Source organism: Acinetobacter sp. ANC 3813 (genome assembly GCF_002135435.1).
Taxonomy (GTDB): Bacteria; Pseudomonadota; Gammaproteobacteria; order Pseudomonadales; family Moraxellaceae; genus Acinetobacter.
In genome coordinates this window covers 13059-39793 of record NZ_NEGK01000012.1, presented here as the reverse complement: position 1 = coordinate 39793, position 26735 = coordinate 13059, and the positions used below count along the sequence as shown (strand labels likewise).

The following is a 26735-nucleotide window of genomic DNA, read 5'->3' as shown; positions in this document are numbered from 1 at the left end:
ATGCCTCAGATCTGCATTTCCTTCCCGCCGCCAAGCTATGACGAATTAGTCAGCCAGCTATACGGCGCAATACCTGATTTACCGACACTGGAACAGATTAGCGCCTTAATTGGCATACCCTGCCCGATTTATTTAGATATCAGCCAGTATACAAATGAAATCTCACAAATCATTCAATACTGGCAGAGCATGCTGTCTGTAAAAACACTGCTGGCGATGATACAGCCGATGGTCAATCTGCTGGGCCTTAACTTGGCTGCGCTGCTGCCTAAGATCCCGTATTTGAATCTGAATATCATGGATTTAATTGCGCTGGATGCAAACGCGGTCAGGGCGATGATTGCCGATGCGCTCAAAAATTATGGACAGGAATTTAAAAATGCGCTGGCCGCCTTTTTACCGTTGCCGATTTATATAGATCTGAATATTCCGTCATTTGAAGTCAATGCCATCCTGAAAGCCATTTACAGCATGGCTGTCAGCAGCTTGATAGAAATATGCACCAATTTAATCGGCAGTGTACTGAATAAGCTGAAAATCAATGCTTTGCTAAGCCTGCCTGCCCTGCCGACACTGGACCAGCTGCAGCAGATGGTCATGCAGATTGTTCAGGATAAAATTGCAGAGAAAACAGGAGAGCTGGCCGCTCAATTCGATGATGAGATTCAAGCATTTCAGCAGGCTGTATCAATGCTTGATTTCAGTATTGATGACGTCTTTGCATTAATCCAATTTCCCCAGCTGCCCGTTATTAAATTTCCAAAGCCGCTGTTTCCTGATTTCAGCTGTTTATCCTTTGAGCTGCGTGAAGCGATTCAGATTTTTATGCAGGGCGTTATGGCCGCTGTCATTGAAAAAATAGTCAGTTTTGTGAAATCAGTGCTTAGTGTGCTGGGCGTTCAATTTCCAAGCATCTGCATAAGCATCTGATTGCTGGAATATCGCCAGAGAGGTGATTTTTAAAAGCCTGAAAATAGAGCCTGATATAAATTTTAAGACGGGCTTCATGAATGAGTAAGGTCGGGCGTTTCCTTTCAAATATATGGCAAGAACGCCAGCTGAATCAGAGCATGAATGAATCAGCTGGGCTTAAAGACATTAATGCTGCCTATGCTGGGCTAGAGCCTTATTCGCTAGGGACTTATGAAACAGAGGGTCTAAAGCGGCGGGACAGAAAATCTATTTATACCGCGTATAAAGTCATGATGCAGGACCCGACTATTCATGCGGCCTTAAATCTGCTGGTCGCGGCTGCGCTGGGCGGCCATGAGTCGCGCGGTGAAATTGTTTTTATCAACCCGTCTGACGAAGTGACTGGTGAAGGAAAGCGCGCAAATGAATTGCGCAATATGGTGATGAAAGAAGCGCCTTATCTGCAGAGCCTATTGAATAAAAATGTTTTTACGCTGTGCCGAAATGCCATTGGACACGGCGACGGCTATATGCGTGTATATCCGAAATCAGGCGTCGGCATATCTCATGTTATTTGCAATGAGCAGCTAGATCCGCCGCTGATTCAGGCGTATGAGCGCGCAGGCAGGACCGTCGGCTTTCATGTCTTAGAAATTAACAATATGGAAATCCGCAAGATTTCTGAATTGAGTACGCATCAAATTTTGCGGATGAAGATGCAGCGCACACAGCCGCTGCCGCAGTTCCGCATGGACAATATTCTAACCCCGCAGCTGCTTCAAGAAGATGATTTGGATAAAGTGGGCGTTATCCCGTCCCCAGTGGGCGGCTCTTTTTTGCAGGCGGTGGAGGAGCCTTGGACCTCATGGGCGCTGAACTTTACGGCGCTAAATACCCAGCAAATTGCCGATTCAGTTAATCATCAATTGCTAACGCTGGATATGTCAGGGATGCCAGAAGATTCGCGCCGTGTGTATAAAAAGGGCCTGCAGGAAACGATTCAGAAACAGCAGGAAAAAACCAGAAAAGCACTGCAGGGCGGAAAGGAAATTTATGAAACGCATTACACGCTTTTCCCTGTCTATGGTGAAAAACAGCTATTGTCCCCGCTGGGCAATTTTACACAGCGCACGGCGCCAATGAGCCTTGATCTGGTTATGACCCATTTGAAGCGCGGTATCGGCGCGCTGGGGCTTGATTTGTCTCTAGTGGGATGGATGGAGCTGATCAGCGGCGGACTGGGCGATGGCGGCGCTTTTCATACGTCTGCGCAAGTTGCCACATTGAGCGTTTTGATTCGTCAGGCGCTCACTGAAACGCTGAATCAATTCTGTATAATGCATTTTGCGTATAAATACGGCGTTATATACGATGAAAAAAACCTCCCTTTTAAAATCGAGTTTTACAGCGATATCAGCGCAGCGGCAACCGAGGCGCTGAATAATAAAAATACCCGCGCCAATACGGCAACATTGACAGCCTCAGCAATCCAGATCATTAAAGACTTGGGGATGTGCAAAGATGCCAATATGTATTTCTTGGATGAACTGATGGGTATTGATCAGATTAAAGCGCAGACCATTGCTGACTCTATTGATAAAGCCCAGAAAAAGGCAGAAGCGGCCCAGCGGGAAGAGGCAGGCGGTGTTCCTGCGCATCACGGCCAGCAGGAAGGTGAAAACAATGACGATGAGGGTATTTAAATGGCGTTTAATGTCGGCAAATTTAATGAAATCAGCGTCAAAAGCACAAAAAATGCGATTAGCGGCTTTGTAGCCAAGCAGACTGATAAAAAGCTGAATCAGACGTTTAAGCAAAAGCGCTGGTTCGGCCATAGCGGGGATGAAGCGCAGGCCATCTTAAAGCAAGTCTATGCGCTTGGGCAGCTGCTGGCCGCGAATTACTTCATTAAGTTCAAGCCGTATCGGAATAACAACCTGAGCAGCTTGCCGATGATGCAGGACAGCCTGACGGGATATTTATGCACTGAGGCCACAATTCCCCTGCTGAATCTTAATTTTGAACAGGCTCAAGTGGGCATGTTCCAGACCAGCCGCCTAGTCGGCACCAATCTGCCAGAAATCCAGCTGGTTTTTATTGAGACTGGTGATGGCCGCATAGTCAATTCAATCCTGCTATGGCTGAAAATGATGGTGAATGAAGACGGTACATTGAACCCGCCTGCTGAATACGCTATGCGCTTAAATGCAGGGGTATTTTCCAAAGATTACGGATTGGACTTAAAGCCGATTGATTGTAATTTCTTGATCTGCCCTTCTGTTTCAAATCTTGACGCCCTTAATGCAATGTCAGTCAGTGAAGTTTTGCTGGTCCCTGTCACTTTTCAGGTACTGCGCACATTCATGGAATAACCCGAAAAGCGCCTTTTGAAATTCAGCGAAAATAAAGGAAATAGCTGAACGCATAAGGCGCTTAATCATGATTTACCCAAATATCTTTATTCCTGAATATAAAACAGGGCAGACAATCCGCCTGACCACGCCGACAGGTCAAATGCTGGACTCATGCGATGGCAATCTAGGCAAGCTGAAAGGCTATAAACGCGAAATTAAGGCGGTTATGTGCGACGGCGCAGAAGATTCAGCACAATGGCGCATATTCAATCTGGTGAATGACAACGGCTATTTTCTTGATCATGCGGCTGTATACGGCGCAGTCAGTGATTCGCAGGCTCAAATGCTGTGTATGAAATACTTAGCCCCAAGCTTCGCATGCAAAATTCACAGCCATAGCGACCTGACAGACAATGCGCTTAAAACCTTTCTGGATGGCGCAAATCCGACGCATTTAACGCCGTATCTATTGCAGAGCGATGTTGAATTTTTGGATAGCGTCGGCACATCCAGCGCAGTGCAATGGGACGGGGAAACGCTGATTTCTCATAATGGGTTAATTGCTAATGTCATGCTTGATATGGCCCGCAGTGATGTATCAGGGCAATTGGTTGAGCAGCTGACTGCAAAAGAGGCTGCAGATTTTATTCTGGATGATCAATGCAGCTTTGCCATGCTGGATGCAATGATTATTAAAAACAGCCAGCTTGATCGTGTAATTGAAAAAATGGCTGAGGCGCTGCGCACCAAAAATACAGAAGAGTTTTTTGTCAAAAATGTCACCCTGATTGAGCCGTTCAAGCGCCTTGGCGTGGTGAATGTTGGCGCAATCTTTGAAATGAGCGATTCTCAGACTCTTACTGTCCTGTTTAACAATCCAGATGCGACCCCTGCCAAGCTGACAGGCGCGGATATCATTACAAGCTGGAAATGGATTCTAAATAAGCGTGATGTCACTGCTGTCCTGCAGCCGCGCGCCGTGGATGCAAAAAAATACCCTATGATTGCGGGCCGTATATTTAAACTTCTGGCGCAAAATCATGACCGCTTCAAGCGTGCTCAAATGATGAAAAACCGTGATGAATTGCTGCTGAATGAGCTGGTCACACAATTAGAATCAGGTCAAAGTGAAATGAGTCAGCTTGACGGCCAAATTCAGGATGTTCAGCATGAAATTGATGCTGAATCAGAGCGCAAACGTCTGGATGCTGAATCAGCAATGGCGGCTGCCGCTGGTAACAATCCCGACGATACTGGTAACAAAACTGGTAACGCGGACAATGCAGAATTTTATTCAGATGACTTTAACCCGACCGCTGCGGAAAACTATCAAAAGATCCTTAGCAATGGTGAGGTTTTAGAACATTATCAAGACCATCTGGATTCAATGTTCCAGAGCCGTATTATCGCCGTTCGCAATGCGCTGCGGGAACTAGGCTGGGATGGCGAAAAGCACAAAACCCTTTCTAAAAACGGCTTAAGTCTAAGCTTTGATTATGTTCAAAAAGGCGGCGGCGGCAACATTGTCGGCATGACTTTAGAACTTAAAGAGGTTGGTTTTTCATATCAGGATGATTTGAGCTTAACGCCAGAAGAACTTGCGCAGAAAATCAATGATGCTGAGGATCAGGATATGGCCCTGCAGTATGCATTCAACTTGCTGACAAAAGATGATCAGGCGTTTATTGCGCAGCTGAAAGGCAAAGGCATGGGTAAAATTTCCATGACCGATACAGGTGTAATTGCCGCCAGCCGAACTGCAGAAGGTGAAGCCGAAAGCCTGAATTTCACATCTGAAAATGGCCTAATGACTGATTTCTTACTGCGGTCTATGCAGTTCGATGATGTTGATAGTCTGATTGATACGCTTCAAATCCCAGAAGTACCGCAAGTCACTGGCGCTGAATTTGGCGACCCTAATGATACAGCAGCGATTCGTAAAGCAGTTAAGCAGGCAATGCTTGAAATGACTGGAAAAAGCTATCCATGCCCTGCTCTTGGTGCTGAGGTGGAAGTTCGCAAAAACGGCACTAAAAAAATTATTAAGTTTTCTGCCGATGTTCGTAAATTACAGGCGATTTCTGCGCTTAAAGAGCTTCTGGAAAATGCTGTTAAATATGATGAACGTCCGCCGTATAACCCAGAGGAAGAGCAAAACATTAAAGCCTATCACTTCCTGCATTCAGCATTTTTATTAAATGGTGAATCTTTAATTGCGCGATTCGTTGTGCGTGAAGATGATAAAGGCCATTACCATTATGACCATACAATTCATGGCGATTTAGTATCGCTATTGGGTATGGCTAAAAATGCAAAAAGCCCGCTTTTAGACGGGCTTTCTACAGCAGTTTTTCCAACGGCAGGAGTGTCACAAGATGAACTTGCTAAACTGACCCGCTTAGCAAACTGCCAGCTTGATGTCAGTATAGAAAACGATCAAATAAATGTCAACAGCATGCTAGATGGGGCGAATGGCGATGATGCAGAGGTTTTAAACATGTATATCGCCAAAAATGAACAAGATGAACAAAATGTTCAAATGAACAATGTTAGCCCTGAGCCGTCCGAAAATGAACAATTTTTGAATGCGGTTATCGCGGGTACTGCAGACATGCTGGCGGATGCGACAGGCGACAAATTAGAGCAGATCGGTGAAAACCTAGATGAAGCGCTAACAGACCTTTTTGAGCAGGCTGTGAATGCTTATACGGCGGCAGCTTTAAACAATGCTAAATCATTCAACTAAGAGCAAAAATCATGAATAAATTAAAACTTGCGCGTGAACTGAATGCCCTAGTTGAACAGGTGAAATCAGGCGAACTAACTGGATTAAATAAAGTGCGCGTCCCGCGCCGTATCAATGCCATTATTATTGAATTGGGCGGCCAAGTTGCAGCGGCTGCAGATAATACTGCGGCTGCTTTAAATCCAGATGGCTTATCCGATACAACAACAGATGAAAATTACCGCTGGCGTGATACGGCGTACATCGCTGGCGCGCGGAAATTCCTGTCAGCCACGTTTGCCGATGCGAAAAAAGAAGGCCGTAACGTCAATATCAATGATATTGACTGGCAGGAAATTGAAAAAGATATGCGTCTGGCGCAGTCGCTGGTGAATAAAGCAAATGTCTTTGGTGTTGTGGATTGGGCGGGCTTGCGTGAAGCGGGTATGCCGTCAAATGTGGCCTATCTGATTAAGCGGGTTTATACGGCGGTAGGTAAAGAGCCTTTAGTCCCGACCAATTCAGACAGCATGCGCAACTATGTACGTGGCATTTCTGTGTTGCGTGAAACATTGGAAAAATGCAGATCTTATGAAGATATAGAAGATGCACTGGTTAGCATTGGTAAGATGTGTTTGCGGCCGAAATATGCAATTGAATACTATAAAAACCCTGCGATTGCGGATTCATACGGGCCTGCTGGCATCCTAGAAAATCGCTGTATGGCTGAACTAGGTGAAAGTTTCCGTTCATGGATATTTAAGACAGGCAATAAAGCATTGTCTGAATGCAGAAGAAATAAAAATCCTGATACCTATCACGAATCCAAGGGCGCAACATGGGACTGGGCAAATCTGGAACCTAAAGTGAAGGATGAAGAGGGCAAGGAAGTTAAGCCGAAAAAGGCGACCTTCCAGCTGGAACATGCGTCAGATATTGAACGTACAGGCGGTACAGAAATAGATCTGCAGTCATCTAAACAGCTTGAGGAAATTTTCGGATTCCGTGGTATTCAATCAGGCAATTGGGTCCTAAAAGACAAATCAAGCGCTGAATTTCATATGAAGGCCACGGCCGAAGCTATGCTGGATATGTCGGATGTGCTGGGCATTGATGCCAAGCATTTAGGTCTGGGCGGAAATTTGGCGCTTGCCTTTGGCGCACGCGGGAAAGGCGGCGCCTTGGCGCATTATGAGTCATCAACCAAAGTCATTAACATTACTAAGATGAAAGGCGGCGGCTCATTGGGCCATGAATATTTCCATGCAATTGATAACCTGATTGCTGATTTAATCGGTGAAACTGGCAAAGACATCCGCTTCTTTGCAAGTACCGATTATAATCAGATTCAGGATGAAGAGCTGCGCGCTGCTTTTGAGGGGTTGAATGAGGCGCTGACAGTACGCAAGGACCTATTTGCATATAAATCGCAGTATGTAGACCTGTCTTTGGAAACGCAAACTGAACGCACGATAGAATGGATTAATCAAAATGCTCAGCAAATGCCACGTTTGCTCAATCTATCAATGGACGAAGCAAATGCACTGTCATTGGCTGAGCTTTCAATCCGCTTTCAAAACTGGGCAGAGGATTTCCAGCGCAGGAATGAGCGGATGAATGTGCGCAATGTGGCAGAGCGTCATTTAGGTGATTACTTGCTTCAACGTCATTTTTCTGTACAGGATGTTCCTGTTAATACTGATGGTGAAGTGGAAATGCCGCTGACAGGCGCTAAAAGCACGTCACAATTTAAGCGCAGCGCTATGTTTTTGGATGGTGGCGGCAAGAAATCCTATTGGGCCAAGGATTATGAAATGGCCGCACGCGCATTCTCAGCGTATCTGCAGGACCGTCTGGCAGAGCAAGGCCGTAAAAATGATTACTTGGCTTATGCGACACAGGGCGGCAATGGCCGTATAGGTGAAGTGGCATATCCGCAGGGCAAAGAGCGTGAAACGGTGAATGCTGCTTTTGATGAGCTATTCCGTGTCATCCGTACTAAAGAAATTCTAAAAAAGGCATCTGAAAATCAGGCGCTGCTTGATTCGATCTTTGGCGGTACACCAGAGCTTTACGATGAAAGTGCTGCTTATGACGATTTCTTTGCTGATGTTCAAAAAGAGCTTGAAGATGAAGAGATGCAGTCTGGCATGCTGGACTCAAGCAACTCTTCTGATGCGACTCAAGCATGCGCGAACTATCTGAAAAGCCAGCTGGTAGAAAAGGGCTGGATTATTGGCGAAAAAGGCATTTACAGCAATGCTGATGAAGAGTTCCAAGTCCGCATCAATCAGCGCCGCTTATACACCTTTGATATTGAGATTTATCAGGGTCCCAAGTTCATTCAGTGCGTGACAGAAAACGGCATTTTCATTCAGGATTGTGTCGATTTCATTAATGCATTTATTGTGAAAACTGAAAATAAACTGGAATACATGGCCGAGCTTAAGGCAGATCCTGAACTGAATCCCGATGATCTGGCTGCGGCCGCGAATACTGTGAATGTTATCCAGATTACGGATGCTATTGCTCAAGGTGCGGCAACCAGTCAGCTGAATGAGGGTGAAAACCCGACACAGCAGCAGCTGATTGCAAATGACTATAAAACGGCAAAAGTGAATATTGCCGGCTTAAGCATTGCGATTGAAAATCCTATCGGCAGTATCCGTTCTGGAACCGATGAGGCTGGGAATGCATGGGAAACCCAGATGACCGCGCATTATGGCTTTATTGAAACCACGCTGGGCGCAGATGGGGATGAGCTTGATATTTTCATTGCATCTGATGTGCCGCATGATTTTGACGGGCGTGTGTATGTAATCAGCCAGAATGACCGTAATGGACGCTTTGATGAACACAAGGTCATTATAGGGGTGGACAATAAAACGCAAGCCGTGGAGCTGTACCGTTCGCATTATGATGAAAATTTTAATGGCGTAAGCGCCGTGCATGATCTGAGCCTAGAAGACTTTAAGGCGAAAATTTACGGCGGCCATACGGCAATGTTTGACAGCATACAGGGCGCAATGCTGGATTCATGGCTGAATGACGGCAGTTTTGATCTGCTGCCGATTAAACGCTTAAAACTCGATAATCTGGATGATGGCAGTAAAGATGCTAAACCGACGCTGCGTGAGCCGATTGTCGTTATTGAGCAGGGCAATAATTTCAATGTGGTCCACGGCCGAAAACGCTATGAACAGGCCCTTAAGAATGGTGAAAAACTCATTCCAGCCATTGTTTTTGATGGTGAGCATATCCCTACACTGTCAGAGGTTAAACAAGCGCGCCAGAAGTGCGGAAACGCCGTACATTCAGAGGCTTTCGCAGTCATTCTGGAAGAGCTGGCGGCAGACCGTGCTGAGGCAGCTTTAAGCTAAGTCCCCTGCCCTGTAAAAAGCCCGCTATATGCGGGCTTTTTATTGATGGGTAATACGCATTGACAACAAATGAACAAAATGTTCAAATGAACAAAGTGTTCATAATTATTGAGATTAAAAAATGTTTAGATTGCCACGCGGGAAAGACTTTAAATTTTATGCATTTCAATATGATGTGTCTGGAAATATGTGCCGTGACAGCATTTATTTTGAAAAAGAATCTGAGATTGAAATGTTCATAGATAGTCAAATGGAAGCTGGTGAATCCCTAATGGTCTATCATGTTGATGATGCATTACATTTAAATAAAACTAAATCTTAATAGAATTGCCAAGGGGTTCACATGGAGCAAAATACTATTTTAATTGCATATTCATTTAATACTGATATTTCAGAAATTGATATGGATGCAATGATTCAGCCGAAACTATGGCCTACTTTAGAGGGTGATGAATCATTTATCGCTGTAGAGCGTGAGATTATCGAATGGCTTGAGCTGAATGTGCCTGAAACCTATAAAATTGCAGTGGAAAGCTCAAAGCGAAAGTCTCATGATAAAATTTTAATCAATGCAATTAAGGCAAAATTACTTTTAGAGCAATCAGAGCTTACAGGTTTGCTGCCGCTGCAGAAGTCCCGCTTTTTTAGTCTGTTTTCCCCTATCTTTGAAAATGTTTTTAAGGCTGTAAAGCGCGCCCAAAAAACACATGATGTACGCAGTGAATTAATAAAAAGCACAATGTCCTTAAAGCAAAATATTGATGCATCTGTTTTATACGATTCTTTTGGTATTACTGAATACCCTTTGAAGCGTGTTGAAGAGCTGCTGAAAGCACAGCCAGAATCAGAATATTTAAACTTTTGCAAAAGCTTGATTTTGGAAGCTGAACTGCTGGACGACATACGCCGCAGCGTGGAACTGGTTGAGCGCTTACCAAAAGATCACAGCAATTATCAGACATGTTCATGCTGTTTTAGATGGATTCGGCTGCAGCCGCATGACCGCACTAAGATTGCTTATCATGGGTATAAGATGGATAGGCATAGCAATACGGAAATTATTGATCAGTCATGCATAGGATCTAAATTCATGCCGTTTCAGATCAGCGCTGATGGCACGATGGCCGCTATTCAAAATCAGAAAAATCGAATTAATAGCGGCAATACTTTTCTAGATTCATTTAAAAATAAGAATTTGACCCGCGACATGCAGCGCAAGATTTCTGGCGTTAAATCTGAAATTAGAAGCGCTGAGCAGTATATTCAATATGCTTTGTCAAAGATTGAAGCGAATCACCCAAGCAGATTAGATGAAGCAAGAAATTTAAAATAGGATTTCAAATAAAAACCCGCGCGCCTTCTGAGGTGCGAACGGGTTTTTTGAGGCAATTTACAGTTGAATTAATGGGTCTGTTTGTAATTCCGCTGCCAGTCCATTAAACGAAAATATCAGCGGAATCGCAATAAGCACTGTGCCAGATTTGCCCGTTTTTAAGTACGGCGCATATTGTCTAAATGAACAATGTGTTTAAATGAACATATTGTTCATTTAAACAATTCAATGGGGCTAAAGAGGATGTGAAAGTGGGAAAAGATCAGAAGCTAATCGAGAAATGCCCTGCATGTGGTCATGATGAATTTTATAGAAAAGGGACTGTATCAGGCTGTTATGTTTATCGCTATAGATTTGATGGTGAAGAAACTTATAACGGGGAAATGCATGACACGATCACATATAAAGAAGGTAAAACATGTTATTGCGCTGAATGTCATAAACCTTTAGGGGTTTTTGAGATTAAAGTCGACCGTGTTAATAAGTAAGGCTAATCTTAATACTATTTCTGAGGCTGAGAGAATAAATGAAATTTGAGGTATGGCCCGCAGGCAACTTCTGGGAAGTTGGATTCTTTAAGGACAAAAACCGCATGAACTGGGTGGGCTTAAAAGCGTTTAGCAGTCAAGCTGAGGCCGATGCTGAACGCTTTCGCCTGATTGGCGGAAATACCCCGCCAGTCAACCCAGAGCCAGTATCGGAAGACATGGAATAAGGGCGCAATGCCCTTTTTTATTTATGTTTAAATGAACATAGTGTTCAAATGAACAACTTGTTTATTTAGGTGTGATATGCGACTTAGAACCAGAGGGCACGATTTAGAGAATGAACGGGAGCTGCGCGCACTTGGGGAAAGCCACGGCGCTATCCATATGTTTTTTATTAACGGCCATTTCTGCCATTTCTACAAGAAGGGGGATGCAGATTCTAAGCATAGCTGGCTATTTATGCCGATCAAAGATCAGAAGTGCCTAGAGTGGAAAATAAGCTATAACTTGGCGCTTGAACCTGTAGTGAAGTTTTACAGCAATCTGGGATATGACGCCGTACTCATGCCGATTAAGCTGGAAAACGGCGAATAGAGCGTTTTTAAAGTCATTCAAACTACCCCTGATAAATAGGGGGTTTTTTATGGCTTATAATCCTGTAAAAGTTGAAGACGTTGTATCCAATAAGACAAAGGCTGAGAAGCAATATAAAAATCCGTCTAATTTTGGAAAGCTCAGCGACGTCTATCAGGCGCGTATACGGAAGTGTGATAAAGAAGGTGCGCTGATAGACAGTGATGAACAGGTAGTCGCTGTGGCTAGTGAGGGAGAAGTCCATTTGGAATCCCAGTATTCCACGCCCTTTGAAAACTCAAATCCAGAACAGCGCCTGCCCACTCTAATCGGCATGCTGCAGTCTGGCGACTGGACAAATACAGCATCAAGTGTTTTGGGCGGTGTTTTTGGTACAGAGCTTTCTGCAGATAAACAGGAAGCTATGAATATATTTGAAGGCCGAAGCAATTTAACAAAAACTAATTCGACCCAGATCTTTGTTTCCAGCGCGCCATTTTCAATGAATATGACCCTGTATTTTGAGGCATGGGAAAACGCTAAATTTGAAGTTGAAAATCAAATCAGGCTTTTGATGCGCTGGACCCTTCCTGAAAAGTTGGAAAATGGCAGTTTGATTGCCAGTGTTGCAGAAAATAAAAACCTTCAATCGTTATTCCCGTCAATTATACCGCCGTATCTGGCGCTTTATCACGGCGGCAAGAAATATGCGCCGATGATCTTAAATAGCCTTTCTGCGCCCATTGCGGTGCCAATGGATAGCGAAGGAAATCGAATGGCTCTTCAAGTGCAGGCCAGCTTCTTATCCCGCACCGCTTGGGATGCGGAAAATATCAATCAAATTTATGGATGATCAGCATGTCATATCCAATTATAGAAATTGCCAATCAGCGCCGCTCATTTACTGATGCAACAGTAGGTTCACTTCTCACCATTGCAAAGCTGAATAAATCGCACTATGAGTCCCAGCTAACAGCGTTTTTAAGTTCTATTTTGGGGCCTAATATAGATTTCATGAAGATGACTGCAGAAGAACGCTATTGTCATTTGCTGGTGTATCTAGATTTGACGCAAGACCGTAACGCCCTGCGCGGGAAAACTAATCCAGCTGACTACATATCTAAAGCCCTGAATGATTTCAGCAAAGAGCGTGTTAAGTCAGAAAAAATGGATATGACGGTGCGGCACTTAACAGGCTTGGAGGTTACGGCGCTAGAAATCGGCTGTGAAACGACAGAAGACTGGATGCTGGGTGAAATGGGGCTAACAATAGGGCTTGATGAGCGTCTGCCGCCGCTGGATACGCCTTCGACGCTGGATTTTACGGCCAATGTCATTCACAACAGGATAGAAACTATTAAGGGTTTTTCAGCCTTTGAATTTAATGAAATATATGATGAATTTTTAGATCTGCAGGGCCAGCAGCAGCATCTGGTCAATATTGCATTTGATAATGGCATTGTTCTGGAAAAAATAGACAAAAGAGGTACAGATGATGCGCCGTGCCGATTTCGGCCAGATCATGCATTCACAGGATACGCCCAAGAGCTGCTATCAATTGCACTGGGAGGAGCTGCAGCAGTTCAGTATTGATTCAGGCGTAAATTTGCATGACGCAATGAAATTGCCATATTGGGTGATAGGGGATTTTTACAGCAAAGGAGGCTGGAAAATCAAAAAATTGCAAAATGAAAACCATGTTCAAATGCTTTTAAACATTCAAACGCATTTAGAGAATATTTCTAAAAAAATCTAAGAGTGTTTTAACGGCAGGCGAATATGATGATTGAAAAACTAGGGATTGTGTCAAAGGCTATCGGATATTTTCTAATGGTGGCGATGCCTTTGGCAGCTGATTTGGCACAGGCTGGCAGTACACGTTTAGCGCAGACAAGCGCTATGCATGGTCATGTATTGAGTAATGACTCACTGCGCAGTTTTGCAGTGACGTACAGCTATTTCATGCTGATCTTGGCAAGTCTGGTTTTTCTGGTTATCGGTTCAATTGTCGGGGTTTTTTATCCAACGCCTAAATACGGGCCACGTCCTTATCCAAAATGGATAAAGCTTCTGCTGTCTATTGCTGGCGGGAGCTTGGCTTTTATTTATTACATTTCAACAAAAAAAGATATTGGGCCAATCATTCTGCTATGGGTCGCCGCCGTATCTTTTGTATTTCCTGCAATCGCGCATCTTATTCACGCTGCTGCCATTAAGGCTGCTTCGCTGCGTCTATCGGTTAATCAATCGGATATAGACCAGATCAATAAGAGCTTTGATGATCGGGAGGAATAAGCTATGACACTTCATGTAATCATCGGTTTAGCAATTGCGCTGTCTGCGATTGCAGTGGTTTTTGTTTCTGACAAAGTTATTGATACGTCATCTTCATGCAAGCGCAATTGGATTATTGTGTGCGTGGTCCTGATCGGTGCATTTATTGCGATTGAGTCATACACGGCGGCATTGCTCTTAGGCAGCGCGCTATTAGCTGGAATCCTGACAAATCAGGCATTTTTATTCCTGTTAAATACAGTAAACGTGTTTAACAGGAAAAGCGATCCATGAACCAAAAAGACGCATTAAAAGAGATTCAAAAGATTCTGAAAACGGCGGGTTTATACGGCGGCGCAATAGACGGGCAAATCGGATGGATTAGCTATAGCGCCGTATTGGACCTGAAAGAAAAGACCAAACAATTCAAAAAACAGGCCCGTGAAATTCAGGGGATTCTGGCTGAACAGCGCGTATATTTCGGTGCCATTGATGGGGATTTTGGCGGCGGTTCAATGTCTGGCTTCAATTCACTTCTGCCAGCGCCCCAGCTGACGGATGAAATGCTGAAACGCCTGCATTCTAAGGCTGTTTCTGGTTTTGCAGTTATGATTAATGCGGCCGTCGCAACGTATCATGTCAAAACCAAAGCCGATCTGTGCGGCTTTCTAGCCAATGTTCTGCATGAATCGTCAGGGTTCAGTGAATTGCGCGAAAATATGAACTATCGGGCAGAGCGCCTGCTGAAAGTATTCCCTAAATATTTTAAAACAGCACAGAGCGCACAGGCAATTGCGGCCCGTGGCCCTGCTGCTATCGCCAATACTGTTTACGGCGGCCGTATGGGTAACAGCAAAGATAATGATGACGGATTTAATTACCGTGGCGGCGGTCCAATGCATTTGACTGGCCGTGATAATTACAAGCTTTGCAGTATTGGCATAGGTGCAGGGGATACCTTGCTTAAGAGTCCTGAACTTATCGTTAAACCTGAATATTCAGTAAAATCTGCGCTATGGTTTTGGTCGCGAAATTCCTGCAGCGGCGCAGTCAATAAGGGCGATTTCAATCAGTCCTGTGTCATTGTTAATGGCGGTAAAAATGGGCTGGAAGAGCGCCAAGCGCTGTTTAAAAAGGCATGGTCCGTCCTGCCTTAATGATTGGAAGAAAGCCCGCTTAATGCGGGTTTTTTTATCTGGAATACGGCGCAAAAGGCGCCTGCCAGATCCTTCACAATGAGCCATATTTTACTGTGAGTGAAGGCAATGCCGAACATTACCGAAATTTTAGCGAATGAGAGCGGGCTGCAATATTCAGGTGTAGAAGATGCCAGCTCTAAAACTGGCTCTTATCCAAATATTGGCGCTATTACAGGCGTATTTAAGCGCGGCTGCTACAACAAGCCAATGACCATCACAAAGGCCAATCAGCGGGCTATGCTGGGCTATGATCCTGAAAACCCCGCTTATGCGGCCATAGCCGATGCGCTGGATGCTGGCCTGCCGAGTGTTCAGGTCCTGCGGATTAAGGCAGGGGTAGAATTGATATGCCAGAACTTTGAGTTTGCTTCAATTTATGTGAGGCTGACGCCTGTACCGCCTATCAGTTTGGCGAAGCTGCTGGCTGATGCGAAAAATAAAATTCTGAATGTGAGTATCTCAAGAGACGCGCAAGGTCCGTGGGAAACTGTCAATTATACAGTCAATAATGAAACCCCTGCGGGAACAGTTAGCTTCACAATTCAATCTAATAATGAATTTAACTATGTGAGAGTCTGTGCGCCGTATCAAGTAGACCTATATGCGGTGTAAATATTAAAAGACCGCGTAATGCGGGTTTTAACGGCGGGATAAAACAATGCCAAACATTACCGAAATTTTAGCGAATGAAAGCGGACTGCAGTATGAAGGTGTTGAAGATTTCCGCACTGATACGGGTGCATATCCAGACATAGGGCTGATAGTCGGCCGCTTCAAGCGCGGCTGCTATAACAAGCCAATGACCATCACAAAGACCAACCAGCGGGCTATGCTGGGCTATGACCCTAGAAATCCGCACTATGCGGCTATTCAAGATGCTTTGGAAACGGGCGTCAGCAGCGTGCAAGTGCTGAGAATTGCCGAAATATTAGAATAAAATCCAGATCCAGAACGCAAATGAAAAAAAGTGAACAATCTGTACGACGGTTCACTTTTTTCATGCATGAAAGCATAAATTAATGCAGATATGCATATTTAAATAAATTATTGTTTTTACAGTTAATTATAAAAATCTTTATAGCTTTTGCGAATACCTTGGCAGACTGATTTGCGCTCATAATTTTCTAAATCGCTTTGCGCGGCCTGCATGCCTGCCAGAGTTACGTCATAGATGCGGTCCTGCCCCAGTTTATTGATGCAGACTTTATTAATGCCGCCAATTTGATTGTTTTGACGTTTACCCATTGTGAAATTGCATGTTCCATTCATTACCGTCAAATAGCCGATCAGATCTGCATTTTTTTCACAGTATTCTTTGCTTAAATCGCTGGGCTTGAGCAGTGAAGTGTCAATTTTTGGAAGTTCGGCCAGTGCTGAACATGAAATAAAGAGCGCTGCGGACAGCATGCAGATTGATTTTTTCATTATATTCCCCGTTTTATACAGTAATTATTTGATCTTAAACGATCAATTTAAAAAAGTATTCAGGGAATGGATAAAATGCAGACAAAATTATGCCCGCATGACTAGCCATAGCGATGCGGGCAACTTTCGCAGAAATTCTGATAAGGATAATCTTTGAAAGGAATCTGCATTTTATAGAAATAAATCAATGCAGTAAATACCGTTTATGCAATAACTGTACAGTTTGTGTACTTGAAATCGCCCTTTTATCATTTTATGCGTTCAATTATGCATAAAGTTTTAAGATGTCGGTACTTTGCTTTGTGTGCGCCTCAGAGGTCCTAAGAGGCGCTTTATTTTACATAGGCTAAAGTATGCAATGGCGCATATGAAAAACGCATACAGAGCATTCTGTATAGTTTTACACGCAATCAAGCATTAATTGTTCAGTGGGCATGGCGCTTAGTTCAAACTCATCATTCAGCCAGCGCTTAAGCAGCGTGCGCATGCGTGAACTAGGAACATAAACATTAATTTGATGGCCTTCACGGATGGCTGAGCGCCAAATCCATTGCACCATTTCAGAGAGTGCAAAAATATCCTCTTTTACGGGGAAGCCTTTCATTGCCGAGGCTTTAACAACCATTGGATTCGGGTACAGGTTGAGGAGGTAGGCAACATTTTTACGATCTTTATAGTCGTTAGTCGCCTTGGTGTTGAATGCCAGCCATTCGTCACGATAGCGCGTACCAGCAATGGCCGTGCATCCTTCTTTGAATGACGTCCAGATGCGGTCATTTTTCTTTGATTTGCACTTATTTCGGAAGAAATTGTCTAAATTTTTTGAAAGCTGGTCACAGACGGCTTTTTTATTTGACTTGTACTGGCTGGAACTAAGCGCCGTGGTTTTTTCACCAATCGAGTTGATAAATTTATCATCTGACAGATTAATGAGATGCGCTATTTCAGATGGTTTTGTACCGAAACGAATCATTTCACACTTAACGCCGTATGAGCTGAGATAAGCGGACATCTGAGATCCGTCAAACATATACGTCGCAATCCAGACCTCCTTAAACGCGGTCAGGGTATCTATGCTGAGTTCCCAGACGATTAATTTCTGGTCCACATAGAGCAGCTGGCCCAAATCGCACATGGTCGCCAATGTTTCGTATTTAGTCCCAGTCGGGTCGCCGCCGTTATCGCCAAAGTTTCCGCGCTGAAAGCGCAGCGTTACATTGTCATCATCTATCTTAATCCAGCCCAGACGAAATAAGGCTTCAAGTTCAGTGGACGTATATTCAGAATATACGTCATAGACCTGAATTGTTTCGTCAATGATTAGAATATAGTCCTTTGCTTCATTCAGCATGGACGGGGACAGGTTCATAAATAGCTGGTGCGTGCTGACAATATTTTCGCGGTTTTTAATCAGGTACTGCAGACTTTCAGCTTTATTCCCGCCTTTGTAGCTGGGGTGTTTGAATCTTCTGTTCTTAAGTGGCGAATCTTCATATTGATAATGCACACTTGTATCATCATGCGTGGCGATCAGCGGGCGCTTAAACGAATCTTCTGGATCGTATTTAGTACCTGATATGCGGTGACATTCATCCAGCAGGGGAGTGATATATAGAAAATTCTGAGCATGGTCCGCATTGCGGATGCTTTCAATAATGGCTGTGGTTTTTCCGCTGCCCATCATGGCATCAAAAACTTTAAACCCCGTTTGGCTTTTAGAATCCTGCATTTTTTATTCCTTCGGACGGGCTGTATGCCGCGCACCGTATAAGGTTGGCTGTATATTTTTAAGATTGAAAGACAATAATACTTTTTCAAGACAAAATCTAGTTTTTAAGACAAAAAAGTGAGTGTTTTTGTCTTGAGACTATTTTTCTGTCTTGGATTTAAAATCCTGTCTTTGTAAGCAGCTGTTTTTTTTAAATTTAAAACTGTGGATATCTAAGACAGCTTTTTGTCTTGGCGAAAAGCCTTGAATAGCACGGCTTTCGCGGTAATTGCCATCACGAAAACACTTGAATTTTAGCTGCATAAAAAACACACTCAAGACAAAACCTTGTCTTGGGAGTTTTGTAAATTATTGATTATGTTATTAAAAAAACGGAAAACCTTAAAACAAAAAAAATTAAAAATATTATCTAAAACGCACACACATATACACTGATTCGATTTTTGCATTTGTGCCATCCTTCCGCGCTTGGTTGAGGCTGTTTGTGTATCTTTTTTCGTCGTTCGCTTGGATGCTGACAGAACATGCAGCGCTTTTGAATTTAAACTTTTAACCAGAAAATGGCACGGCGCAGCAAGTCCTGTCCAGCTGAAAACTTTTTTTATAGATTCTTTGTTTTCACTTAAAACAATATGTGAATTATCATGTTAAAAAATGAGCTTAAATTGCTTTAAAAAAAGACAGTAAAAAAACACTCCCAAGACAAAACCTTGTCTTGGGAGTGTTATAACTTATTGAATATGTTATTGAAAAAATGAAAAACCTTAAAATAAAACATGCCATTTTTGCAGTGAGTTTTTCAGCATGTTTTTTGATCTTGATTTGAGTAAAAAATAAGCTTAAATTTTACTTATTTTCTGGCAGTTCAATTGGCTCTTTTTCTTCATTAATTTGGATGGTGTATATGATTGAATAGTTGACGCCGCCATGAATTGCAAAGAGGTCATTTAATTTATCCACAACATTATTGTTGTATGAGTCCCTTGCCTCCATATTGTCTTCAATGTCCATAATATCGCGCTGTTTGGATGCAAAGGCAAAAAGATTCAATTCTATACCGCTTGGATTGGATGATTCAAATACGCCAAATGAGAGCGAATTAAAGCTATTTTCACTGCATTCAGATGCAAAAAATACAGGTATAAACTTCCGCTGATGAGCCAAAACGCACATTTTGCTGATCTGTTCCATTGGTGCGCTGTCTGGATCTATAAGATTAAAATCTGTATTTCTGAATAATTTATTGATGGTTCGCGTGTCATACCGCGAATTGTTTATTTGAATCAATCCTGATGCAAGCTGTGCGGCCGTTGGCGGTTTTAAAATGAAGCGTCCGTTATCCTTTGCCGGCTTAAGCAATTTGCTGAAAATATTTTCAGGTAATAATTTGGCTATTTTACTCATTTAAAGCTCACTTGTTATAAAGGGCCTTGCGGCCCTGTTATTTTATTGTCCTTTGTACTTTTTCAATCCGTCTGCTACACACTGAATAAGAAAATCACGCTTGTAGCGGAACTTTTTAGAGTTCACCAGTAGTTCAAGCATTTCTTGACGCTGGCTGATTGGCATATCAAAGTTTTCGCGGGTTGTCTCTTCCAGTTTTGGCTGAGTTAGCTTAGGCCGATCCTTTTTAGCAGTGGCGGTGTTCTTTTTTTCTTTAGCCGTTGCTGCAGGGGCAGTGTCTTCTAAAGCTTCTGTTTCGCCAGATGCAAAGAGCTTGGCGCCAGCGAAGCGGTTCGCTGCGGGTTCATTTTTTGCTGGTTTTTTGATTGCGATATTGGACATGGGGGAGTTCCTTAGTTGATTGCTGCTAAAACTTCTTTTGCAAATTGAGTGAATTGCTCTTTTGGTTTATGGATACGGTATCCAGCTGCATGCAGGCCCTTGCCAATGACAGCCTGATATGTGTCGTATTCATAAAGTGATGTTTGAATGTAAGGGAGGTCAAAAGTTTTTAAAACTAAACTGCGTGTTTGCCATGCGTTTGCTTTGTCTTTTAAGCCGTTAATAACCAGTTTTAAATTAGTATCTGGCTTGGCTTCTTTGACTTCATTTAATAATTCTATCATGTCATCCAGCGCCCAAATATCAGGTCCTGTCACGTTAAACGGAATAAGCGAAAGATCTGATACAAAGATAATCGCGCGCATTATTTCGGCCATTCGAGGCGGTGAATCAATGAGGATAAAGTCAAATTTCCCGTCATTTTCCTGCAGGACCGCAATTAATTCGTCTGTGGTTAGAACTTTAACTGCAGTGACCTTATCAGCTTCTTTCAATCCGCTTTGAGAAAAAAGCGCAGTCCATGAATAAGCGGTGTATTGTGTTGGCCCGTCTGCATCAATGATTAGGACGGTTTTGCCTGTCATGGCAAGATACCCTGCCAGATTGGCTGTTATTGTGGATTTCCCTGTGCCGCCTTTAAGCTGTGTGGCTGAAATAATTTTAGTCATCATTTTATCCTTATCAGTATTTTATAAACAAGATGTTCAAATGAACATTATGTTTAAATGAACATAATGCATAGTATATAAAATAAAAAAAGCCATCAATAGATGATGGCTTTAAAACGGGCAGGCTGCGTTATTTATTCTTAAATTTCTTGCTGGACTCAGTTTGGATCTGTACCAGCTGCTGACGGGTCAAACTGTTAAAATTTAAATTCCGCGCTTGGATGCATTCAATCAAAGTGGTCCCGTATTTGCGCAGGCGCTCATCCAGTGCATTTTTTGCATGCAATGAGGCCATTTCTGCAAGAGGCTGTGCGTTATTCTGCGCGGGTTGTTGCTGGCTGTTATTGTTCCAGCTTTTTTTCTGGCCGTTATTGTTCCAGCTTTTTTTCTGGACGCTGCTTTTATTTTGCTGATTTGCAATTGTTCCGTTTTCAATTTCAGACGTGATATTGAAAGTTTTTTCATACAGGATTTTTTCGGCTGCTGTGGTCGCTTTGGCGATAGCTTTGTCACTAGGGTCATTCGCTTCACCAATTACACAGACTTCAAAGCTTGAGCCATCTGTGGTGCTGACAAATATGAAGCGCATAGATACAAAAACCTTGAACATAATATCGCCTTTTCCATTCACATATTTACTGCAGGAAGCAGATTCTGTATGCGGGAAGCAGATAACATTATGCATATCCATAAGCGGATTAATCACTTTGTAAATATCACCCATACTTCGGTAATTGTAATTAAACTTATCATTATTGGATTCAGTGCGCCGTGATTTGTTTACACCGCCATGAATAAGCAGGTCGCGCTTGATATTCTTAATCGCATCCAGCACGGCGATACCGTGGCTTAAAGACGGCTTGCAATCATCTGATGCGGTGAGTTGCAAGAATGGAGCTTCATTGCCAATAGGAGCTGATACAGCGCTTTGCTGTGATTGGTTATATTGAGTATTCATTTTGATTAATCCTTATCAAATCGGTTGGTTTTAATCATTGATTTATCATCATTTTTAAGCTCAACTTTATAATCAAGCATGACCTGTTCCTGTGCGCTGGCCTCAATATCAAGCGCGCGCATGATGCCGAACCAAAAACCAAGGCAGGAAACAGTAAGAAATGCGCTAAAGCAAAAGATTAATGTGATTTTTTTTGCAGTTAGGCCGATTTCAGTGAAGAAAACAGAAAATGCGCGGATTGTTAAAAGCACCTTCTGAACCGCGCTATACTTGCTTTTGCGGGTTTTTTTAAGGTTTTCTTGCTGTGGAGCAATGATTTGCACATCATTGGCGTTTGTTGCTGAATTTAATATATTTTTCATGTTTGCTATGGCTAGATTTGCTTAATGAATAACCATTATGCATAAACGCATAAAATTATGCAATAGTGTATAATAAAATTGCGATAAGTAAGCCAGCTATGCGATAGAGCATAAAAAAACAGCCTGTATAAAGGCTGTTTTTTTCTGTTAAAAATTGTTCAATGTAATAATGGCTGCTAGGAAATAACCATTTAAGTCGATTTATGACAATTTATTGGTGACAAATATAATCCTGCCAAGTACATATTTTTTGGCTTCGATATTGGGGATTGTGAAATCAGGGAAGTCTGATTCTTTAGCACGCATTAAAATATCGCCGTTTGGCTGAGTGAATAAATTGCGCGCTGTGATCTGGCTGCCTATGCGGACGGCGTATATATCCCCGCTGGCAATCGCAACCCAATTATTTTCAAAATAAACCGTTGCGCCGATAGTAATGATCGGATGCATTGCGCGTTCACTTTCGATATAAAAATTCAGGCTGTCTTTGTCTATAGTTTCAGGTATTGAGCTGGACAGCAGCATGCGTGTGTCATCTGTTTCAATATCACGGCCAATGATATGCCCGTCTTCCCCATCTTTATATCCCTTATATCGAGGCACCAAAATGAACAGGTTTTTATCAATAATCAGTTTATTGCCCGTGATAGTCGCTGCGCTAGTTTCTGCTGTATTTGCGCCAGAAAGCCAGTCAACCCCTTTATTCAATGCTAAGGCGATTTTCGGCAGATGTTTAGAATTGATTGTTTCCCCATTGATGATTCTGCTGATCGTTGTTTGTGTAACCCCTGCTAATAGAGCAAGTTCCGTTTGATTGATCCCTGCGGAACTCATAGCCATTTCAAGGCGGACAGCTCCAAGTGGGCGCGGTGTTGTTTGAACCCCATACCCTTTCTTTGCATAAGTTATTTCATGAGAAAGCTTTTCAGGGCTTTCAGTTTCGCCCAGATCATCAAGAAGTGTATTCCCTTCATGATCTTGGGCTGCTGTGCGAGCGCTATTCATTTATGCAATCCTTGTTTAAATTCTTAAAAAAAATGCAATATCACATATAAAACAAGGACATTATGCAATATTGCGCATATTAAACAATTGGCTAAGGTTACGGCGTGTAAATATTTAGCTTGTCACTTTATGCGTTTACGAATAATATTCTATGCGTAAAAGTATAATTATTTGCATTAGTGCATAGGGTGATTATGAAAGCCTCAAAAAGAGCCTCAAAAGAAACCATCATGTATGACCGTTTGCCGCCAGAGGGTAAGCAAGCGGTGAAAGCCTTTGGTGACGCAATACGGGTTTATTTTAAAAATCAGACACTAGCGGGACAGGTGCTGAAATGCCATCAAGGAAAAATCAGTAAATACATGCAGGGGGTGAATTTGGTCCCCTTGGAAGTTGCCCGCCGTTTCAGCCAGTACACCAACGGCGTTTTATCGGAAGAATCCATCTTTTTTGACTATTGGGAATGGGTTTATGACCAAGCAGAAGCCAAAAAAGAGGCCGATTTAAAAGCAGCATAAATAGCACATGCTTTAACGCATATTAACAAAGTGTGATATGCGTCACATAAAAATACGCCCGATTTTAGGGTATGCAAAGCGATAAAGGATTCATCCACATGACTAGCCTCATTAACGGCAGCATTATTGAAAAAATGCTGTCTGATGGTACGCCTGACCGTCATAAAAATATTTTCAGGGCGCCGCACGATAAAACCAATCCATACACGCTTATTTCTAACCGCATGCTGCGGGATAAGAACTTAAGACATTCAGAGCGCGGACTGCTTTGCCAGATCCTGTCATGGACCGACTACCATTTTCTTTGCATCAATGCCTTGGTGAAGTTCAGCAAAGAAGGCCGCGACGCTATACGCGGAATGATAGACCGACTGATAGCCGCAGGATATATCCGTAAATTCCAGCAGAAGGACGTGCAGGGCCAATTCAGCCGTGTGGTGTATCAGGTCTATGAGCAAAGCACAGGTGAAGTGCTGGCCGAGCTGGACATGGCGGGAATGAAGGGTAAAGAAGAGCAGGAGGATTCGCCTCAGCTTTCATTGGCAATTGATGGAGATAGCGCTGTGAGTGATCAGAACAATGGAAACGTGAACCAGTCCGCAAACGGAAAACCCGTAAGCGGAAAACCCGACACTAAGAATAACTATGATTCAAGAAATACTAATATTCATAGTAATAGTGAAGTTTCAGCGGAAGACAAAAAGCCAGAAGCAGGCAGGGTCGATCTTTTAAAGCGCTGGCATCTGCAGATGGACAATCCTGATTTCAAAGCCCGCCTATGCATGGCAGGAATGCAAACATTCTTAGTCAGTCAGCAGCAGCTGGATAACTTTCTGATTGACTTCAATCAGGGCCATGAAAAATACGGGAATGTGAGCGAATCACAGCGTATTAAAAACTTTGTTGTTTACCTGATTGGCATTAAAAACACGCCTGCCCAGTACGCTAAACACGTTGCCCGTCTGCGCGCATTGGGTGTGTATATGCAGATGCCTGCCAAGGCGCAAAGCAAGCCAAAGCCTGCAAAATCAATGAATCCTTTTGACGTTAAGCCGGCAGAAAACTTTCAAGTCGATTCTGTATTTCAGCAGACGCTTGAAGATGAGGGTTTTTAGAGATGGAGCCGAGGCAATATGACACTGAGAGAGTGATTCATTCATGCCTGCTGCATGGTGAATACCAGAAGTTTAAAGCTGAAAGTGTACAGGGCTGCCCTAAATGCCTGTCAGAAAAAGAGACTGAGCAAGATCGGGAATTGGTGAAAAAGCAGAGTTTCAGCGGCGCCAAGATGCTGAAAAAAGTCAATGTGAAGTGTGATTTGCATAAAAACACCGTGTTGGAGGTCCCTGTATTTTTATCGGATATGGATATTGTTTGCCCGCACTGTGTCAAAGATAAGCGTGAGCGCAAATTAGGTCCTGCAGAAAAGGCATTTTATAAGCAGGCGGTCAAAAGCGCAGGCATTCCTGAAAACCATTTGGGGAAGCAGTTTTCTAAAGTTGATATGGGGCGCAGTGAAAAACAGGGCCTTATAGCGGCGCGGCTTATTAATTATGTCAAAGATGTAGTGAAAAAAGGCGATTGCCGGAATGCCAAGAACATTTTGTTCAGCGGGAATATGGGGACTGGCAAGACTTTATTCGCAAGCATACTGATGCAGGAAGTTGTGCGCCGTTCGATGGCCGCCAATATCGCAGATGAGGCAGATTTTTCGCTGAAAGGCGGGCTTTCTGTGCAGTTTCTGAGTGAGCCGGCTTTGAAAGATGAAATCACGGCCTCATGGGATAAAGGCAATACGGACACGGTGCAGAAGATTGTCAGCAGATACAGCGCAAAGGGCATTTTGTGCATTGATGATGTTGGCTTGGTCAGCAGCGGTCATGCGCATCTGCTGGATGTATACGCAAACATTATTGATGAGCGCTATAAGCGCTGCCTGCCGACGATTATCACGACGAATCTGCATTCTGATGATCTGGTTCATGCAATCGGCGCGCGTTCTGTAGATCGTTTTTTTGAGAAAAACCGCATTATTGTTGCGAATTTTGACTGGTCTGGCTATAGAACGGCAGAACGCGGCACTGATGAAATAGAAGTGTTTTGAGGGGCTATTTATGAAAAATACAAGTGCCGTACTTCGATGCCAGCGCATTAATAAATGGGTTGCTGCCCGCCGTGGCCGCATGACTTTGCTTGCTGATTCGCTTGGCCGTAAACGTGATGATTTATATAAGCTGGTCGCTGAAAATCGCCTGTCAGTGGAACTGATCAATGCTATTGAGCGCGCGCAGCTGGATATTGAAGCACTGGAATCAGAATGCACCAAAGAGTTTCCAAAATTTAAGCGATTCGTTAAAAAAGGCGGGGGCCGTATTGGCCGTTTATCCAAGAAATTGAATATTCCTGTTCATATCCTGCGCGGGCTGGCCGATGCTAAAGGTGATGGCATCTATCTAATGATTAAGTACCAGACGCATAAGATTGCGTCAGCGGTGCGGGAATGCGAAATAGAGTCCAAAACTGCAGTGTATAGCGTGGAGAAAATAGATGTCCGCGTATACATGGAAAAAAACATAAAAAATAAGCTTCACACTTTTGAAGAGGTTATCGAGCTGGCTGATGCTGTGCGTGATAACGCGGACAGGGGAAATCATGACGGCGCATTGATCTGCAGACAATACGGCGATAAATACAAAATCCTGTCCATTGGCTTCGATTTTGGCTCATCAAACATGGCGAAATCACACGTATGCGACAAATTGAATCCGCATGTCCATGCGCTGCTATTCGCTTCGCTGAATCTGCCTAAGCAGGACCCTGATGCGACTGGGGACATTGTTTCATTTGGACATCATGCGCCGTGTCCAAACTGTGCGGACCGTTTGCTGAATGCAGGCGTAAAACGCGCTTATTGCCTGTACGAGCCTGAATTGATGGGCGGGATGTCTCAGCTGGCGATGCATTTTGTCCCAGTCATTAAGTACAGTGTGGCAGAAAAAACATTTAGAACCATGAATGAATGCGGTGATGCTGCGTAAAGGGGGGAA

At 43.3% G+C, this 26735-nt stretch carries 29 protein-coding genes; 21 read left to right on the top strand and 8 right to left on the bottom strand.

The annotated features are described in order from the left end of the window. The 17 genes from B9T34_RS16190 to B9T34_RS16110 all read left to right on the top strand — a co-directional run bounded on the left by B9T34_RS16190 (position 1) and on the right by B9T34_RS16110 (position 16175). Positions 1-930: a hypothetical protein gene (locus tag B9T34_RS16190; protein WP_086214172.1), complete on the top strand. Its 930-nt coding sequence runs from the start codon at positions 1-3 to the stop codon at positions 928-930. Between the two features lie 80 nt (positions 931-1010). Continuing rightward, positions 1011-2615, top strand: a complete 1605-nt coding sequence (locus B9T34_RS16185; protein WP_213034166.1) for a hypothetical protein — start codon at positions 1011-1013, stop codon at positions 2613-2615. Next, positions 2616-3284, top strand: coding sequence for a hypothetical protein (locus B9T34_RS16180; protein ID WP_086214171.1), 669 nt, complete (start codon positions 2616-2618; stop codon positions 3282-3284). A 67-nt stretch (positions 3285-3351) separates the two neighbouring features. After that, a complete protein-coding gene (locus B9T34_RS16175; RefSeq protein ID WP_086214170.1) occupies positions 3352-6012 on the top strand; it encodes a hypothetical protein in 2661 nt (886 codons plus the stop codon). 11 nt (positions 6013-6023) lie between these two features. Beyond that, on the top strand, positions 6024-9371 hold the full coding sequence (locus B9T34_RS16170) for an LPD1 domain-containing protein (RefSeq protein WP_086214169.1): 3348 nt from the start codon (positions 6024-6026) through the stop codon (positions 9369-9371). Positions 9372-9492: 121 nt separating this feature from the next. Continuing rightward, a complete protein-coding gene (locus B9T34_RS16165) occupies positions 9493-9693 on the top strand; it encodes a hypothetical protein (protein WP_086214168.1) in 201 nt (66 codons plus the stop codon). 21 nt (positions 9694-9714) lie between these two features. Beyond that, positions 9715-10704: a hypothetical protein gene (locus tag B9T34_RS16160; RefSeq protein ID WP_086214167.1), complete on the top strand. Its 990-nt coding sequence runs from the start codon at positions 9715-9717 to the stop codon at positions 10702-10704. Between the two features lie 251 nt (positions 10705-10955). Beyond that, positions 10956-11192, top strand: coding sequence for a hypothetical protein (locus B9T34_RS16155; RefSeq protein WP_086214166.1), 237 nt, complete (start codon positions 10956-10958; stop codon positions 11190-11192). A 38-nt stretch (positions 11193-11230) separates the two neighbouring features. After that, positions 11231-11419 carry a hypothetical protein gene (locus tag B9T34_RS16150; RefSeq protein WP_086214165.1) on the top strand — a complete coding sequence of 63 codons (189 nt, stop codon included), beginning with the start codon at positions 11231-11233 and terminating at the stop codon, positions 11417-11419. A gap of 76 nt (positions 11420-11495) precedes the next feature. Continuing rightward, on the top strand, positions 11496-11786 hold the full coding sequence (locus tag B9T34_RS16145; protein ID WP_086214164.1) for a hypothetical protein: 291 nt from the start codon (positions 11496-11498) through the stop codon (positions 11784-11786). A gap of 49 nt (positions 11787-11835) precedes the next feature. Next, complete coding sequence (locus B9T34_RS16140; protein WP_086214163.1) at positions 11836-12618, top strand: hypothetical protein; 783 nt, start codon at positions 11836-11838, stop codon at positions 12616-12618. A gap of 5 nt (positions 12619-12623) precedes the next feature. Further along, positions 12624-13358, top strand: coding sequence for a hypothetical protein (locus B9T34_RS16135; protein ID WP_139841282.1), 735 nt, complete (start codon positions 12624-12626; stop codon positions 13356-13358). Positions 13359-13544: 186 nt separating this feature from the next. After that, positions 13545-14060 carry a hypothetical protein gene (locus B9T34_RS16130; RefSeq protein ID WP_171265229.1) on the top strand — a complete coding sequence of 172 codons (516 nt, stop codon included), beginning with the start codon at positions 13545-13547 and terminating at the stop codon, positions 14058-14060. 3 nt (positions 14061-14063) lie between these two features. Beyond that, entirely contained in the window at positions 14064-14333 is a 270-nt protein-coding gene (locus B9T34_RS16125) for a hypothetical protein (protein ID WP_086214160.1), read from the top strand. Continuing rightward, entirely contained in the window at positions 14330-15196 is an 867-nt protein-coding gene (locus B9T34_RS16120; RefSeq protein WP_086214159.1) for a glycoside hydrolase family 19 protein, read from the top strand. The genes B9T34_RS16125 and B9T34_RS16120 overlap by 4 nt, the downstream gene beginning before the upstream one ends. 108 nt (positions 15197-15304) lie before the next feature. Beyond that, positions 15305-15850 carry a hypothetical protein gene (locus B9T34_RS16115; protein WP_086214158.1) on the top strand — a complete coding sequence of 182 codons (546 nt, stop codon included), beginning with the start codon at positions 15305-15307 and terminating at the stop codon, positions 15848-15850. 46 nt (positions 15851-15896) lie between these two features. After that, a complete protein-coding gene (locus tag B9T34_RS16110; protein WP_086214157.1) occupies positions 15897-16175 on the top strand; it encodes a hypothetical protein in 279 nt (92 codons plus the stop codon). Between the two features lie 122 nt (positions 16176-16297). Here B9T34_RS16110 and B9T34_RS16105 read toward each other — a convergent pair whose 3' ends face one another. The 8 genes from B9T34_RS16105 to B9T34_RS16070 form a co-directional block, all read right to left on the bottom strand. Further along, positions 16298-16663, bottom strand: a complete 366-nt coding sequence (locus B9T34_RS16105; protein ID WP_086214156.1) for a hypothetical protein — start codon at positions 16661-16663, stop codon at positions 16298-16300. A gap of 400 nt (positions 16664-17063) precedes the next feature. Next, on the bottom strand, positions 17064-18392 hold the full coding sequence (locus B9T34_RS16100) for a hypothetical protein (RefSeq protein WP_086214155.1): 1329 nt from the start codon (positions 18390-18392) through the stop codon (positions 17064-17066). Between the two features lie 846 nt (positions 18393-19238). Further along, positions 19239-19796 (bottom strand): hypothetical protein, encoded by a 558-nt coding sequence (locus B9T34_RS16095; protein ID WP_086214154.1) that lies wholly within the window; start codon positions 19794-19796, stop codon positions 19239-19241. A gap of 42 nt (positions 19797-19838) precedes the next feature. Further along, a complete protein-coding gene (locus tag B9T34_RS16090; protein WP_086214153.1) occupies positions 19839-20177 on the bottom strand; it encodes a hypothetical protein in 339 nt (112 codons plus the stop codon). Between the two features lie 11 nt (positions 20178-20188). Next, a complete protein-coding gene (locus B9T34_RS16085) occupies positions 20189-20848 on the bottom strand; it encodes a ParA family protein (protein ID WP_086214152.1) in 660 nt (219 codons plus the stop codon). A 127-nt stretch (positions 20849-20975) separates the two neighbouring features. Beyond that, positions 20976-21803 carry an ERF family protein gene (locus B9T34_RS16080; protein WP_086214151.1) on the bottom strand — a complete coding sequence of 276 codons (828 nt, stop codon included), beginning with the start codon at positions 21801-21803 and terminating at the stop codon, positions 20976-20978. Between the two features lie 5 nt (positions 21804-21808). Further along, entirely contained in the window at positions 21809-22165 is a 357-nt protein-coding gene (locus tag B9T34_RS16075) for a hypothetical protein (protein WP_086214150.1), read from the bottom strand. Positions 22166-22366: 201 nt separating this feature from the next. Continuing rightward, entirely contained in the window at positions 22367-23170 is an 804-nt protein-coding gene (locus B9T34_RS16070) for an XRE family transcriptional regulator (protein WP_086214149.1), read from the bottom strand. A 194-nt stretch (positions 23171-23364) separates the two neighbouring features. Between B9T34_RS16070 and B9T34_RS16065 the strand changes: the two genes are divergently transcribed. From B9T34_RS16065 to B9T34_RS16050, 4 genes are all read left to right on the top strand, one after another. Beyond that, positions 23365-23688: a hypothetical protein gene (locus B9T34_RS16065; RefSeq protein ID WP_086214148.1), complete on the top strand. Its 324-nt coding sequence runs from the start codon at positions 23365-23367 to the stop codon at positions 23686-23688. Positions 23689-23786: 98 nt separating this feature from the next. Continuing rightward, positions 23787-24803, top strand: coding sequence for a hypothetical protein (locus tag B9T34_RS16060; protein ID WP_086214147.1), 1017 nt, complete (start codon positions 23787-23789; stop codon positions 24801-24803). Between the two features lie 2 nt (positions 24804-24805). After that, positions 24806-25792 carry an ATP-binding protein gene (locus tag B9T34_RS16055; RefSeq protein WP_086214146.1) on the top strand — a complete coding sequence of 329 codons (987 nt, stop codon included), beginning with the start codon at positions 24806-24808 and terminating at the stop codon, positions 25790-25792. A 10-nt stretch (positions 25793-25802) separates the two neighbouring features. Beyond that, positions 25803-26726, top strand: a complete 924-nt coding sequence (locus tag B9T34_RS16050) for a hypothetical protein (RefSeq protein WP_086214145.1) — start codon at positions 25803-25805, stop codon at positions 26724-26726. Positions 26727-26735 lie beyond the last annotated feature (9 nt).